The sequence below is a fragment of the Pseudomonas sp. E1MeOHC2 genome, from assembly GCF_058745025.1.
Genome location: NZ_CP196675.1, coordinates 5,234,714 through 5,247,838 on the forward strand (window position 1 = coordinate 5,234,714; position 13,125 = coordinate 5,247,838).

The 13,125-nt window shown below is 61.8% G+C and carries 13 protein-coding genes and 1 pseudogene; 7 read left to right on the forward strand and 7 right to left on the reverse strand.

What is annotated here, in order from left to right:
• Positions 1 to 31 precede the first annotated feature (31 nt).
• Positions 32 to 1,441: a di-heme oxidoreductase family protein gene (locus ACSSU5_RS23725; protein ID WP_492559988.1), complete on the forward strand. Its 1,410-nt coding sequence runs from the start codon at positions 32 to 34 to the stop codon at positions 1,439 to 1,441.
• Here ACSSU5_RS23725 and cydB (ACSSU5_RS23730) read toward each other — a convergent pair.
• Entirely contained in the window at positions 1,428 to 2,522 is a 1,095-nt protein-coding gene (cydB, locus tag ACSSU5_RS23730) for a cytochrome d ubiquinol oxidase subunit II (RefSeq protein ID WP_492559989.1), read from the reverse strand. The genes ACSSU5_RS23725 and cydB (ACSSU5_RS23730) overlap by 14 nt on opposite strands.
• Positions 2,523 to 2,855: 333 nt before the next feature.
• Between cydB (ACSSU5_RS23730) and ACSSU5_RS23735 the strand changes: the two genes are divergently transcribed.
• Positions 2,856 to 3,341 carry a copper chaperone PCu(A)C gene (locus tag ACSSU5_RS23735; protein WP_315405143.1) on the forward strand — a complete coding sequence of 162 codons (486 nt, stop codon included), beginning with the start codon at positions 2,856 to 2,858 and terminating at the stop codon, positions 3,339 to 3,341.
• Between the two features lie 23 nt (positions 3,342 to 3,364).
• On the opposite strand, the pseudogene ACSSU5_RS23740 reads toward ACSSU5_RS23735, so the two are convergent.
• The 4 genes and pseudogenes from ACSSU5_RS23740 to ACSSU5_RS23755 form a co-directional block, all read right to left on the reverse strand.
• Positions 3,365 to 3,664, reverse strand: a pseudogene (locus ACSSU5_RS23740) (LysR family transcriptional regulator); the annotation flags it as partial.
• A gap of 72 nt (positions 3,665 to 3,736) precedes the next feature.
• On the reverse strand, positions 3,737 to 4,312 hold the full coding sequence (locus ACSSU5_RS23745; protein ID WP_315405144.1) for a putative natural product biosynthesis protein: 576 nt from the start codon (positions 4,310 to 4,312) through the stop codon (positions 3,737 to 3,739).
• A 77-nt stretch (positions 4,313 to 4,389) separates the two neighbouring features.
• The gene (locus ACSSU5_RS23750) at positions 4,390 to 4,779 is read right to left on the reverse strand and encodes a DUF2946 family protein (protein ID WP_060497285.1); all 390 of its coding nucleotides are present in this window, start codon (positions 4,777 to 4,779) and stop codon (positions 4,390 to 4,392) included.
• A gap of 165 nt (positions 4,780 to 4,944) precedes the next feature.
• Complete coding sequence (locus tag ACSSU5_RS23755; protein WP_492559990.1) at positions 4,945 to 5,322, reverse strand: DUF2946 domain-containing protein; 378 nt, start codon at positions 5,320 to 5,322, stop codon at positions 4,945 to 4,947.
• A gap of 288 nt (positions 5,323 to 5,610) precedes the next feature.
• Between ACSSU5_RS23755 and ACSSU5_RS23760 the strand changes: the two genes are divergently transcribed.
• The 5 genes from ACSSU5_RS23760 (at position 5,611) to ACSSU5_RS23780 (ending at position 10,827) form a co-directional block, all read left to right on the forward strand.
• Complete coding sequence (locus ACSSU5_RS23760) at positions 5,611 to 7,026, forward strand: cytochrome ubiquinol oxidase subunit I (protein WP_315405149.1); 1,416 nt, start codon at positions 5,611 to 5,613, stop codon at positions 7,024 to 7,026.
• Position 7,027: 1 nt separating this feature from the next.
• Positions 7,028 to 8,035 (forward strand): cytochrome d ubiquinol oxidase subunit II, encoded by a 1,008-nt coding sequence (cydB, locus tag ACSSU5_RS23765; RefSeq protein ID WP_315405150.1) that lies wholly within the window; start codon positions 7,028 to 7,030, stop codon positions 8,033 to 8,035.
• A 12-nt stretch (positions 8,036 to 8,047) separates the two neighbouring features.
• Entirely contained in the window at positions 8,048 to 8,188 is a 141-nt protein-coding gene (locus ACSSU5_RS23770) for a DUF2474 domain-containing protein (protein ID WP_315405198.1), read from the forward strand.
• 101 nt (positions 8,189 to 8,289) lie between these two features.
• Positions 8,290 to 8,697, forward strand: a complete 408-nt coding sequence (locus tag ACSSU5_RS23775; RefSeq protein WP_492559991.1) for a DUF2946 family protein — start codon at positions 8,290 to 8,292, stop codon at positions 8,695 to 8,697.
• A 78-nt stretch (positions 8,698 to 8,775) separates the two neighbouring features.
• Complete coding sequence (locus ACSSU5_RS23780) at positions 8,776 to 10,827, forward strand: TonB-dependent receptor (RefSeq protein WP_315405153.1); 2,052 nt, start codon at positions 8,776 to 8,778, stop codon at positions 10,825 to 10,827.
• A 186-nt stretch (positions 10,828 to 11,013) separates the two neighbouring features.
• Here the strand turns inward: ACSSU5_RS23780 and ACSSU5_RS23785 are convergent, their stop codons facing one another.
• Together ACSSU5_RS23785 and ACSSU5_RS23790 are read right to left on the reverse strand one after the other, a co-directional pair.
• Positions 11,014 to 12,348 carry a sensor histidine kinase gene (locus tag ACSSU5_RS23785; protein WP_492559992.1) on the reverse strand — a complete coding sequence of 445 codons (1,335 nt, stop codon included), beginning with the start codon at positions 12,346 to 12,348 and terminating at the stop codon, positions 11,014 to 11,016.
• Positions 12,345 to 13,004, reverse strand: coding sequence for a response regulator transcription factor (locus ACSSU5_RS23790; protein WP_492559993.1), 660 nt, complete (start codon positions 13,002 to 13,004; stop codon positions 12,345 to 12,347). Before ACSSU5_RS23790 ends, ACSSU5_RS23785 begins: the two co-directional genes overlap by 4 nt.
• Positions 13,005 to 13,125 lie beyond the last annotated feature (121 nt).

Consider the following 13,125-nt stretch of genomic DNA (forward strand, 5'->3'; position numbering starts at 1 on the left):
CACTCAATCCTGCATCATCGCGAGTAGACACATGCGCAACCTCTACCTGCTCACGGCAACACTGGCCGGCTTGCTGGCTGGCTGTGGCGATCCGAACGCCCGACCGGAACCTGGCGAGCACCTCGCCGGAGGCGCCACCACCGTCCAACGGTTCGACAAGGATGCCTTCTCGATGCCCGCGGCGAACCTCAGTCCGTCCAGGCGCATGGACTTCTTTGTCGGTAATGCTTTCTTCCGTGGCAACTGGCATGCAGCCCGCGCCGACGGCAAGCAAGGTGGCCGGATCGGATTGGGGCCTTTGTTCAACACCGACTCCTGCCAAAGCTGCCATATCAAGGATGGCCGTGGTTTCCCGCCGGCCGAAGGCAGCGATGCGCCAGCCCTGTCTTCGCTGGTGCGCCTGTCCATACCGGCGCCTCCCGATCAGGCAGCGCTGATCGAGCGCCTTGGCATCATTCCCGAGCCGACCTACGGTGGCCAGTTGCAGGATGCTGCCATCGACGGCCATGTTCCCGAGGGCCGGGTGCAACTGCATTACCAGGCTCGGGTCGTCACCCTTGCCGACGGTGAACAAATCACCTTGCGCCAGCCAGAGTTCACCATTGGCCAGTTGGGTTACGGCCCATTGCACCCACAGACGCAGATGTCGTTGCGGGTGGCGCCACCCATGATCGGCCTGGGCTTGCTCGAAGCGATACGCGACAGCGACCTGGAGCAGAACGCCGCCCGCCAGGCTCGCGAAGGTGGCCTGGTGCATGGGCAGCTCAACCAGGTGTGGGACGAACTGCGCCAGCAGACCCGCATAGGGCGCTTCGGCTGGAAAGCCGGTCAGCCTGCGCTCGATCAGCAAAACGCCCACGCCTTCGCCGGTGATATGGGCCTGACCAGCAGCCTGCTGCCGAGCGATGACTGCACCGAACGGCAGTCAGCCTGCCGCAAGGCACCACAGGGCGGCGCGCCTGAGGTCAACGACAGGATTCGTGAACAGGTACTGTTCTATACCCGTACCTTGGGTGTACCGGCCCGCCGTGATAGCGACACACCGCGGGTGCTGGAGGGCAAAGCTGTGTTCCATGCGGCAGGCTGTGCCGCCTGCCATCGGCCCTCCTACGTCACAGGAGAACACGCACTGCCAGAGTTGAGTCAGCAACACATTTTTCCGTACACCGACCTGTTGCTGCACGACATGGGCGAAGGGCTAGCCGATCACCGTGAGGAATTTCGCGCCAACGGCCGCCAATGGCGTACGCCGCCACTTTGGGGGCTGGGGCTGACAGCAAGGGTCAGCGGGCATACCCAGTTCCTGCACGATGGCCGGGCTCGGGATGTGCTGGAGGCCATTTTGTGGCATGACGGTGAAGCACGTGACTCACGCGATGCCGTGATTGCCATGGATCGAGGCAGGCGCATGGCGCTGCTGGCGTTTCTCAACTCGCTTTGAAACCAAGACCAAGCGGCCGGGACTCGATCAGCAGGTGCGAGCCCTTGAGGCTGGCAGCCAGGGTATACGCCAGCAACATCGGGAGCAGTACACTGGCGAGAATCAGCAGGGTACCCAAGGTTCTTTCGTCACTGGCCGCGCTCCATAGGGTCATGCTGGCAGACGGTTGCACGCTGGAAGGCAAGATGAAGGGGAACAACGCCAGCCCTACGCTGCACAGCGTTGCACCTACCGTCAGGCCACTGCCCAATAGCGCCATGCGAGGCCGGGCATGGGTGCAGGCGAACAGGCTCATGAGCGTGCCAGACAAGGCCAGCACTGGTACCAGGCCGGCTGCAGGCCAGGCCTGAAAATTGGCCAGCCAACCTGGATTGTTGGCCAGCACCACGAACGCGCCAGGCCCGCACAAGGTGGCCGGACGCTCCACGGCCCACAAGCTGTAACCGCGTGCGTTCGCTGCCAGCCCTATCGCAGCCACGATGAAACTGGCCAGGAACATCACGCCCGCAACGCCTGCAACCCGGCTTGCTGGCTGATACAGGGAGTGGCCACCACGCTGCATCACCCAGGTAGCGCCACACTGGCAGACCATCGCCAGGCTTACGACACCTGAAAGCAAGGCGAACGGACTGAAGAGACCGGCCAAAGAGCCGTGAAACTGTATACCCGCCTGACCACAGCGACTGAATGGCAACCCAAGGAGCAGGTTGCCCAGCATGCCCCCCAACAGAGCTGCCGGCAGCAGGCCGATTGCCAGCACTCTGCAGGTTTGGCGCGGTCGGGCGGCTTGCCAGGCAGATCGGCGCAGCAGTATCAGCAGGCTCACCAAGCCTGTCATCAGGCAGGCCAGGCCACCGAGCGATGGCCAGACCAGCGCAAGCGTGCATCCCAGGGCCAGCAACCACAGCAGGTTGATAGGCCGAGGCGCGGCCGCAGACGGCTGCAGCGGTTCGGCACCTTGCCCCGATAGCCACGGCACCAGCACCCGCGCGCCCATGTCCAGACTTTCGCCCAGCACAAAACCGATCAGCATCACGCCAATCAATAACCACCATACGATTTTCAGCAGTTCGTGGTCCATGACGGCTCTCCCAGCCTGAAAAAAGCGGCTCATCCGAAGAAGGGCCGCTGTGGGTTGCCTGCCGTGCAGCGTGGATGGGACAACGGCAAAGCAGGCTCTGCCCATGCTAGGCGTTGCCTGCGGCGCTCCCCACTGCGACAGCCCGTCGCAGTGAGTGGTAAGCATTGGCTCCACGGGCGCCCAGCAGTGGCGCAGGGAAAACTGCGGCAGCCTGTCGCACCGCAGCGTACCGGCATTGCCCCGGCCGCTGCCCGATACAGCAACGACTATGCTGAATGGCCAGACAGCCTCAACAAGGAAGGCTGCCACGACCAATCAAACAAGGAGTTGCCAATGAAACCCTTCATGCTCGAAGGCTTGCGCAAAGCCAATGGTTTGCTGTTCGGAGTGTTGTTAGCGAGCTTCGCCAGCACCGCCCTGGCCCAGGTCGAAGTCAAGGTGGAAGACCCCTGGGTCAGGGCCACGGTACCCAACCAGCCTGCTACGGGTGCTTTCATGCGCCTTACCGCCAACGAGAACGTCAAACTCGTTCGGGTCAACTCTCCCGTGGCCGCCAAGACGGAACTGCACGAGATGACCATGAAGGACGGTGTCATGACCATGAAGCCATTGGCGAGCCTTGAGTTGCCCGCCGGCCAGCCAGTGATACTCGACACCCACGGCTACCACATCATGCTGATCAACCCCAAAGAGCAGATCAAGGAAGGCGCAACGGTGCCGCTGACCCTGACCGTTGTCGATGAAGACGGCAACGAAACCTCGGTCAAGGTCGATGCACCGGTACGTCCGCTGGCCAGCGGCGACGACTTGCCGGACTAGCAAGCACCCAGTTGCAGTGCTGAGCCTGCTCGCGTGTGAGGCAGCCCGTTGGCGGGCAAATCCAGCGTGCGGTGTATCTCGCGCTCCGCCGTATCCACCAGTTCGAGGATCACACGGCAGCGTTTCAGGTAACGGTTGCCGGCTTCGGTCAGGGCGATGCGGCGGGTGGTGCGGTTGAGCAAACGAATATGCAAGTGCGCTTCCAGGTTGGAGAGCATCCGGGAAACGCTGGCAGTCGTGGTGTCCAGGCTTTCGGCCGCGCCGGTCAGGCTGCCGGCCTGAACCACGCAACTGAACGCGCGCATGGCTTGGAGTACGTCCATCGTCAGTATCTCGCTAGGTATTCAGTGAAGTGGGAAACGGGCGGCGTATTGCCGCCCAGGTCCTGGCCTGGCTTAGCCGGGCACCGGCAACCAACGCCGGAAGCTGCTCGCGCCCTTGGCGCTCAACGGGCTCCAGGAAAATTCCCACGGGGGTGGCGGCAAGTCTTCATCGGCCTGGGGCGCTGGCAGCGCCGGGCGCACGCCGGTTTTCCACTCCACCACCCGTTCGCCCATCGGTTGCCAGGCCAGCACCAGGCCACGGGCCTGAGACACGTCAGTTGCCACCCACAGCGCCGCTGCAGCCACCATGAAGGCTTCGATATGCTCCTCCGTCACCCGTGCCTGGTAAGGAGAGTTCAGTAACCAACGGCAAACGCTGATGTAGTAGGTCCAGTCCAGCGCCGGATGGTGCCGGTATGCCCAGGTCATGAATCGTCGGAACAACTCCAGGCCTTCTGGCGGATCAAGCTTGAGCAGCCCTGGGCAGACATCGAACAGCGTGTGCCAGTAAGGCAGCAGGCGTGCATCGAGGTTGACGAAGCTGCGGGCATTGCAGGGGTAGTCGGGAAACGGCAACAGAAATTCGCCGCTGCGCGACGGACGAGCGGAAGGCTCCAGCAACGCTGAAGCGGTCAGGGTACGAGACATCGTGTGCTCCTGGGTACGGCTAGCCATCGGCAGGCCGACGCCCCGCCTTTCGCGGGTGCGGCCTGGGTCCTTGCAGGTCAGGCGATCGCCGTCGGGGAGGCACGGGGGTTGATCGATGGCCAGCGGTGCCGGGGCGAACGCAGCCCAACAGCCGGTTGCCGGTCGACAGGCAGCGCAGGCAAGGCAAAGCCTGCCAGGACCAATGCAGCAGGCATGGGTGCCGGGCCGCCCTGGGCGCAGCAGCAATGTCCGGGGTCGGCCGTTTTCGGGCTTAGGTTGCCATCCTTGTCCGGAATCGCCGGCTGTACGCCGCCCGACGAGCAGTAGCTGCCCGCCAGCAATTGCTGCAGGCTAAGGTCGCCCAGGGTACTGGCCATCGGCAATGCCAGCACCTTGAGCAGCATCGCTAGCAGCGCGGCGACCCAGAGGTTGTCCCAGGTACGTGCGCACAGGCCGCAACGGCGCATGTTCACGCCTCGCCAGGTAGCGCGGGCGTAGAGATTCGACAGGTCATGAGGGCCTCTCTCCAACGACGGTCAAACCAGCCAGCAGTTACATGCAAGGCATGCACTGCCGGTCTGGTGTGCTAAGGGCAGGCACAGGCCCGCCAGGGCGCCAAGGCGCCGGTAGCGTCAGAGAGGTGAAGCGCGAGGGTTGGACGAGGGCCAGCAATAACGCGGCGGCGCCTGGCTGCGGATTTCGCGCGGCAATGGCCGGCGCTCACGGCTGGCCAGCAGCCAGGCGACGGCAATCAGGAAAACCAGCGTTAGAAAGGCCGCCGCCCCCATCGGGCAACTGAAGGGGATGCTCAGGTCGCCCGCCAAGGCGTTGTCCTGCTTGGCTTTCAGCAGGCCAGTATCGCCCCCGAGGCTGCAGAACGCACCGCCGAATCCATTCAGCGCCAATCCCAATGCCTGCCCGTGGGCAAGGCCACAGCCAAGTACATTGAACAGGACACAGAAGTACAGTGCCCAGGCAATGAGGGGACGGTTTGAAGGCAGGCGGTTCATGGGCGGCAACTTTAGCATCGAAAACGGCCCCGCAGAAGCACCAACCTCGGCCTGCCCTCTCTGCGACAAGCCGTCACACCCCACGTAACAGGCCTCGATTCACCCGCGCGGGTGCCCCTCAGGGACAGATTGTCGCAGTTGGTCACACCCGCCACCGTCCTTACAGTGGCGCCGCCATCGCAATGGCCCTTGTAATTTCCCCAGACAGCAACGCTGACCCGGCCAGGACCCGGGCTCTGCTTCCCGAAAACGGCGCCAAGGTGCGCCACCCTTTGAGGCCCCATCATCATGAGCGTGCTCGAGGCGCTAGACCTGGCTCGAATCCAGTTCGCCTTCACCGTTTCCTTCCATATCCTGTTCCCCGCCATCACCATCGGCCTTGCCAGTTACCTGGCCGTGCTTGAAGGCCTGTGGCTGCGAACGAATCAGCAGGTCTACCGCGACCTCTATCACTTCTGGTCGAAGATCTTCGCCGTCAATTTCGGCATGGGCGTGGTGTCCGGTCTGGTCATGGCTTATCAGTTCGGCACCAACTGGAGCCGCTTCTCCGACTTTGCCGGCGCCGTGACCGGCCCATTGCTCACATATGAGGTGCTGACCGCCTTCTTCCTCGAAGCGGGTTTCCTTGGCGTCATGCTATTCGGCTGGAACCGTGTCGGCCGGGGCCTGCATTTCTTTTCCACCTGCATGGTGGCGCTCGGCACGCTGGTCTCGACCTTCTGGATCCTGGCGTCCAACAGCTGGATGCAGACGCCTCAGGGTTACGAAATCGTCGATGGTCGGGTGATTCCGGCTGACTGGCTGGCCGTGGTGTTCAACCCCTCGTTCCCCTACCGCCTGATGCACATGGCCACCGCGGCGTTCGTTGCCACGGCCTTCTTCGTCGGCGCTTCGGCGGCCTGGCACCTGCTGCGCGGTCGGGACAACCCGGCGCTGCGCAAGATGCTGTCGATGGCCATGTGGATGGCCCTGATCGTTGCCCCGATTCAGGCGGTGATCGGCGACTTCCACGGCCTCAACACGCTCAAGCACCAGCCGCTGAAGATCGCCGCGATCGAAGGCCACTGGGAGAACGTGCCCGGTGAGCCGACCCCGCTGATCTTGTTCGGCATCCCTGACATGAAAGCCGAAACCACCCACTTCAAGCTCGAAATCCCGGCGCTCGGCAGCCTGATCCTGACCCACAGCCTGAACCAGCAGGTGCCGGCGATGAAGGAGTTTGCGCCCGAGGACCGGCCCAACTCGACCATTGTCTTCTGGTCGTTCCGGATCATGGTCGGGCTTGGTTTGCTGATGATCTTCGTCGGTTTGTGGAGCCTGTGGCTGCGCATGCGCGGCACGCTCTACACCTCGCGCCCGTTCCTTTACCTCACCCTGTGGATGGGCCCGTCCGGGCTGGTGGCGATCCTCGCCGGCTGGTTCACCACCGAGATCGGCCGCCAGCCGTGGGTGGTGTATGGCCTGCTGCGCACTGCCGATGGGGTATCGAACCACGACGCCACCCAACTGAGCATTACCTTGGTAGCGTTCGTAGTGGTGTATTTCGCCCTGTTCGGCACCGGCCTTGGCTACATGATGCGCCTGGTGCGCAAAGGGCCAAAACCTGGCGAAGGCGACCAGCACACGCCAGGCGGTCCAGGCCAGCAACATACCCCGGCGCGGCCGCTGTCCGCCGCCGACGATTACCAGGCAGAGGTGAATTGACATGGGCATCGACCTTCCACTGATCTGGGCGGTGATCATCATCTTCGGCGTGATGATGTATGTGGTGATGGATGGCTTTGACCTGGGGATCGGCATGCTCTTCCCCTTCGTCAAGAACGAGCGTGACCGCGATGTGATGATGAACACGGTCGCGCCAGTGTGGGACGGCAACGAAACCTGGCTGATCCTCGGCGGGGCAGCACTGTTCGGCGCCTTTCCGCTGGCCTACGCGGTAGTACTCGAAGCACTCTACCTGCCTCTGATCCTGATGCTAATCGGTCTGATCTTTCGCGGCGTCGCCTTCGAGTTCCGCTTCAAGGCCAAACCCGCCAAGCGCCATCTCTGGGACAAGGCCTTCATCTGGGGCTCACTGGTGGCGACCTTTTCCCAGGGCGTTGCGCTGGGTGCCTTCATCGAAGGCATCAAAGTGGTCGAGCGCAGGTATGCCGGAGGCCCGCTGGACTGGCTCACGCCGTTCAGCCTGTTCTGCGGGCTGGGCCTGGTGGTTGCCTACACCTTGCTCGGTTGCACCTGGCTGGTGATGAAGACCGAAGGGCCGCTGCAGCAGCGCATGCACGATGTTGCCAGGCCCCTGGCACTGGTGCTGCTGGTGGTGATCGCCGTGGTCAGCCTGTGGACACCGCTGGCCTACCCGCAAATCGCCGCACGCTGGTTCAGCATGCCCAACCTGTTCTGGTTCATGCCAGTGCCGATCCTGGTACTGGTGACGTGCTACGGGCTGCTACGTGCCGTGGTACGCAACGCGCACTACACGCCGTTCTTGCTGACCCTGGCACTGATCTTCCTGGGCTACAGCGGGCTGGGCATCAGCCTGTGGCCAAACATCATCCCACCGTCGATCAGCATCTGGGAGGCCGCAGCGCCGCCGCAAAGCCAAGGCTTCATGTTGGTGGGCACACTGTTCATTCTGCCTATCATCCTGGGCTACACGTTCTGGAGCTATTACGTGTTCCGCGGCAAGGTGACCCATGAAGACGGCTATCACTAGGAGCCCGACGTGATGACACCCAGTGTGAAGCAACCGATGTGGCGCCGCCTGGCCTGGCTGGTGCTGATCTGGGCAGGCAGCGTCACGGCGCTGGGTCTGTTCGCTTGGCTGATCCGACTGTTCATGATGGCGGCCGGCATGCGCAGCCATTGAGCCCTCTTCGTGGTGCGCCTGCGACAAAAAGGCGCACCACGGAACTTGTACAGCCCGCAACGGATGCGGCTTAATGCGCGCCACATTCGTTCGGGTGACTCATGCTTTCACGTGCACGTGCACATCTTAGTCTGTTCGCCTGCTTCGCCGTGCTGTTCAACCTGCTGGCGATGCCGCTCGACCGTGCCTTGCAAACACCCCGTATCGACAGCCAATCGCTGATTCTCGGCAGCTTCTGCAGCTTGCACGGCGCGCAGAGCCTGCCCAAGTCACTGCTGGCCCAGCTCAAGGCCGAGCTGCCGCAACTCGACGATCAGCCAGAAATGAAACACCAGGCTGGCGACTGCTGCTGTGGCCATGCCGGGCATGCCTTGCTGGTCAGCGACTACCATCGCCACCTGTTCCCCCGCTTCTGGCCCGATGCACTCCTGCTTGGTGACAGCCACAGGTTGCCACTGCCACGTGAACAGTGGCCAAAGCTCAACCCCCGCGCCTCTCCCCTGGCCTGACCCGTCGCTGATTACCCACGGCTACCCCGTGACCTGCGGTGCGTAGCCCTGCCCGACTGTCTAGCCAGGAAACCTTCCATGCCTGCATTCCGTTGCACTGCTCGCGCCGTCCTGCCCGTGCTCGCTTTCTATAGCCTCAGCCCGTTGTCATTGGCCGTTGCCGAAACACTGCCCGCTGAAAACTCCACCCTCACCCTTGGCGCGGTCACCGTCACCGGGACCGAAAGCGGTCCGTTGGCCACCAGCAGCGTACTCAGTTCGGTGGACATCTTGGGCGGCGATATCCTCGAAAAAATGCCGGTGACCTACAGTTGGGAACTGTTCAGCCGTGCACCCGGGGTGATGCTGACCGAGTTCAACCAGGGCACCACCTCGGGCAAACTGTCGTTTCGCGGCTTCAATGGCGAAGGCGAAGTTAACGCGGTCAAGTTGCTGATCGATGGCATCCCCAGCAACACCAACGACGGCAACATGCCCTTCATCGACTCGGTGTTCCCCATGGACATCGACAGCATCGAGGTGGTGCGTGGCACCAGCGACCCACGCTATGGCCTGAACAACATCGCCGGTAACGTCAATATCAACACCCGCACCGGCGGCAACTACAACAAGGCGCGCGTGCGCTACGGCAGCTTCAACAGCCGCGAGGTGCAACTGGCCAAAGGCATCGAGACCAGCAACTGGACACAGAACTATTTCTTCGCCCGCCAGCAGGTCGACGGCTATCGTGACCATGCCGACACCGAACGCTACAGCTTCGGCGGCAAGTGGTTCTATACCCCTGACGATGGCAGCTATCGCCTTGGCCTGATCGCGCGACACTACGAGTCCGAAGCCCAGGAAGCCGGGTATTTGAACGAAGACGACGCCCGCCATCATCCGCGCATGAGCAACGCCTACAACGCCACGGACAAAGGCACGCGACGCATGAACCAGGTCAGCGTGCACTTCGACACCGACTTGGCCGAGACCCTGTCCTGGTCGGCCAAGACCTACCTCAACACCTATGACGACCGCCGCTGGACCCAGTACTGGCGCACCAGCTCACAGCAGGAGCGCGACACTTACGAGGATCAGTACGGTGCCATCACCTCGCTGACCTGGCGGCCAGAGGTGGACTGGTTGCACGCCTTCGCCCTGGAAGGTGGCAGCGATGTGCAAAAGCAACAGAACCGCAGCGAACGCTACCGCACGGTGGAGCGTGTACGACAGGCGCAGACACGCGACCAGGACTTCGACTTCAACACGGTCGGTGCCTACGTACAGGCGGAGATCGAGCCGTTCGAATCGTTGAAGATCGTACCGGCGTACCGGGTGGACAAGATCAGTGGTGACTTCACCAACAAGATGACCGGGCAGGACTACGACATCAACGACTACGGGCTGATCAAGCAGCCCAAGCTCAGCATTGTCTATTCGCCATGGAAGTTTGCCAGCGTTTACGCCAACTGGGGCCGGACCTTCCAGGTCGGGACCGGCGCCGCAGCCTACAAGGTGCCGCCGCGCAACGAAGACCTGGATCCGTCAATCAACGAAGGCTGGGAAACCGGCGTCAAGTTCACCCCGGCCAGCTGGGTCGATGGCCGCTTGGCTTATTGGCGTCAGGACGCGACTGGCGAAGTGAGCCGTCGCCTGAACGATCCGAGCGGCGAGTCGGACAACGTCGGCGAAACCCGTCGCTGGGGTTACGATTTGCAGGTCAACTTGCACCCGGACGAGCGTACCGAAGTGTGGATGTCGTACTCCTGGCAGTACTCCAAGATCCTTGAGCCCAGCAGCGCGTTACCAGCCAGCAAGGGCAAGGAAATCGACCATGTGCCGCACCATCTGTGGAACACCGGCATCAGTTACCAAGCCACGCCTGCGCTGCAACTGAGCGCCTGGGCGAACGGCCAGACCAATTACTACTTGGAGCGTGAGAACACTCAGGGCACCTACGGCGGCTACGTACTGATGAACCTGGGTGCCATCTACAAACTCAGCGAAACCATGAGCGTAGACCTGCAACTGAAGAATCTGACCAACCGCTATTACGAGTACGTCTGGTACGACCCCGATGGCGCCGATGCCTCGTTGCATTCGCCGGGTGACGGACGAGCTGTGTACGCAGGATTGACGCTGGACTTTTAACCTCAGGCAAAACAACCGGTTGGCGGGCTACCCGCTGACCGGCAATGGTTTGCTGAAAGTACATCGAAGCGATGCCAGCTAATCTGGCCAGTGCACCCCATTCTGGTGTGCTCTGGTTCACGAAAATCACGTTTAGGGTGGTACGCCATAGCCGTCAGAACTCTGCGAGCTGAACCCCCTGGGCTTTTATGTTGGGGCAAGCGGTAACCATATGCAGACTTCGAACCCATCTTGTCGACCTGCTACCGGCGAGATCAATTTCATTCTGGCATTTACCCCCTGTACTATGGTTTTGGCAATCGCCAAGCCCAGCCCTGAACCACTGATCTCACTGTGACCGCGCACAAAACGCTCGGTCAGGTGCTCTAATACAGACTGCGGCACTGCCGGGCCGCTGTTGACTACCCGCAGCTGTGCCTGATCGGTGAGACTGACTTCGACCGGTTGGTCCGTTGCACCATACTTCAGCGCATTCTCAATCAGGTTGCGCAGCAGGATGCCAAACGCGTCCGGGTCAATGATCGAGTACACGCCGGCCTGACTTGGCAACTGCAACTCGATGCGCTGCCCGCTGCGTTGGTTCCACTCGTCGACCCCGTGGGCAAGCAACGGAATCAGGTCTTGTGGCGTTTCGGACAACAGCCCACCGCCCTCCGCTTTGGCCAACTGCATGAGCTTTTCTGAAAGTCTTGAAAGCTCGCGCAACGCCTGCTCGATCTTCTGCGCACGCAGTCGCAGCGGACCTTCCGGCGCTTCGTGGTGTAACCGCTGGATCTGCGCCAGGGTCGAGGCCAATGGCGTGCGCAGCTCGTGAGCGCTGTTGGCGGTAAAGCTGCGCTCGGCCTCAAGGGCGTTGCGTAAGCGCTCCAGCAGGTGATTGACCGCCTCCGCCATCGGATCGATTTCTGCTGGCAGGTGCGCCACCTTGATCGGCGACAAGTCACCCACACCGCGCGCTTCAATGGCACGACGATAAGCCCGCACGCTGCGCAGGCTGAAACGTACAAACAACCAAGTGCCCGCCAGGCTGACAGGAATCAACACCATTAGAGGCAACAACAACGCAAACAAGGCCTCCCGCGCGGCTTCACGACGATGACCAAGCGGTTCGGCCATCTCGATGAACAGTGTCTGACGCAATGCGCTAGCGCCATACAATCGGTATTTTTCAGAAGTGGAAAAACCTTCAGACGGTTGTCGGTTGAAAATCTCCGGGTTGGCGTCGTGAGATTGCATCAGGATCTTGCCCTTGGCGTCGCGCACCAGGTAAGTCAGGTACTCCTTGTGCATCTTCAGCGTCGCGACGTGTTGTGCAGTCCGGGATTCTTCCCGATTGCTGATTTCCAGCACAGCCAAGGGCAGGATGCGTTGTGCTGTCTCTTCCAAGGCGCTATCGAACGCTTCGTTCAACTCATGCCGCACCACGAGCCAGGCCCCCACTGTCGCTACCAGCCAGAGTAAAGTCATACCAAGCGTCAGCCCCAGGCCGAGACGTATCTGCAGGCTCGAAGACGGCTTCATGCGGACATTAACCGGTAGCCCATGCCTCGCACGGTTTCGATCAGTTCGCGTCCGAGTTTTTTACGTAGACGGCTGATATATACCTCGATGGTATTGCTCTCGATTTCAGCGCCGAACGCATACAGCCGCTCTTCGAGCTGCGACTTTGACAGCAGTGCGCTGGGGCGCTGCACAAACGCCTCGAACAGCGCCCATTCCCGCGCCGTGAGGTCCACCGTCGCACTGCCCCGCTGCACCGTGCGGGCACTCATGTCGACCTGCAAATCACCGAGTTTGATCTGTGGATTGGGGTTGCCGCTATAACGGCGGCCCACCGCTGCCACGCGGGCCGAGAGTTCAAACAGGTCGAACGGTTTGACCAGGTAGTCATCGGCGCCAGCGTTCAGGCCGGCGATACGATCGGAAATCTGATCCTGGGCGGTCAGGATAATCACGGGGGTCACGTCTCCTGCCGCGCGTTGTTGACGCAGAAAGTCCAACCCGCGCCCGTCCGGAAGCATCAGGTCCAGCAAGATCAGGTCGTAAGGCGTCGTGCGGACGCTGTTGCGCGCGTAGTCCAGGCGCTGTACCCAATCGACGGCGTGGCCGTCATCGGCAATCTGCTCGCGCACCGCTTCACCCAGGCCTGGAGCGTCCTCAACCAATAGAACCCGCATCTGACATCTCCTGAGATGGTTGCCTTGTAGCACCTTAATCGCCTTGCCTGATGTGAATCTGAAGATTCAGCTGGCTGTCAGGTAGCCACTTTAGGTTATGCCACAGACGCCGCCCTCGACA

What these genes read in the sequence shown, in the direction of transcription:
- ACSSU5_RS23790 (WP_492559993.1), bottom strand. Translation starts at nt 13,004, where the DNA reads ATGCGGGTTCTATTGGTTGAGGACGCTCCAGGCCTGGGTGAAGCGGTG.
- ACSSU5_RS23760 (WP_315405149.1), top strand. Translation starts at nt 5,611, where the DNA reads ATGAGCGTGCTCGAGGCGCTAGACCTGGCTCGAATCCAGTTCGCCTTC.
- ACSSU5_RS23755 (WP_492559990.1), bottom strand. Translation starts at nt 5,322, where the DNA reads ATGAACCGCCTGCCTTCAAACCGTCCCCTCATTGCCTGGGCACTGTAC.
- ACSSU5_RS23735 (WP_315405143.1), top strand. Translation starts at nt 2,856, where the DNA reads ATGAAACCCTTCATGCTCGAAGGCTTGCGCAAAGCCAATGGTTTGCTG.
- cydB (WP_492559989.1), bottom strand. Translation starts at nt 2,522, where the DNA reads ATGGACCACGAACTGCTGAAAATCGTATGGTGGTTATTGATTGGCGTG.
- ACSSU5_RS23770 (WP_315405198.1), top strand. Translation starts at nt 8,048, where the DNA reads ATGACACCCAGTGTGAAGCAACCGATGTGGCGCCGCCTGGCCTGGCTG.
- ACSSU5_RS23780 (WP_315405153.1), top strand. Translation starts at nt 8,776, where the DNA reads ATGCCTGCATTCCGTTGCACTGCTCGCGCCGTCCTGCCCGTGCTCGCT.
- ACSSU5_RS23775 (WP_492559991.1), top strand. Translation starts at nt 8,290, where the DNA reads ATGCTTTCACGTGCACGTGCACATCTTAGTCTGTTCGCCTGCTTCGCC.
- ACSSU5_RS23745 (WP_315405144.1), bottom strand. Translation starts at nt 4,312, where the DNA reads ATGTCTCGTACCCTGACCGCTTCAGCGTTGCTGGAGCCTTCCGCTCGT.
- cydB (WP_315405150.1), top strand. Translation starts at nt 7,028, where the DNA reads ATGGGCATCGACCTTCCACTGATCTGGGCGGTGATCATCATCTTCGGC.
- ACSSU5_RS23725 (WP_492559988.1), top strand. Translation starts at nt 32, where the DNA reads ATGCGCAACCTCTACCTGCTCACGGCAACACTGGCCGGCTTGCTGGCT.
- ACSSU5_RS23750 (WP_060497285.1), bottom strand. Translation starts at nt 4,779, where the DNA reads ATGCGCCGTTGCGGCCTGTGCGCACGTACCTGGGACAACCTCTGGGTC.
- ACSSU5_RS23785 (WP_492559992.1), bottom strand. Translation starts at nt 12,348, where the DNA reads ATGAAGCCGTCTTCGAGCCTGCAGATACGTCTCGGCCTGGGGCTGACG.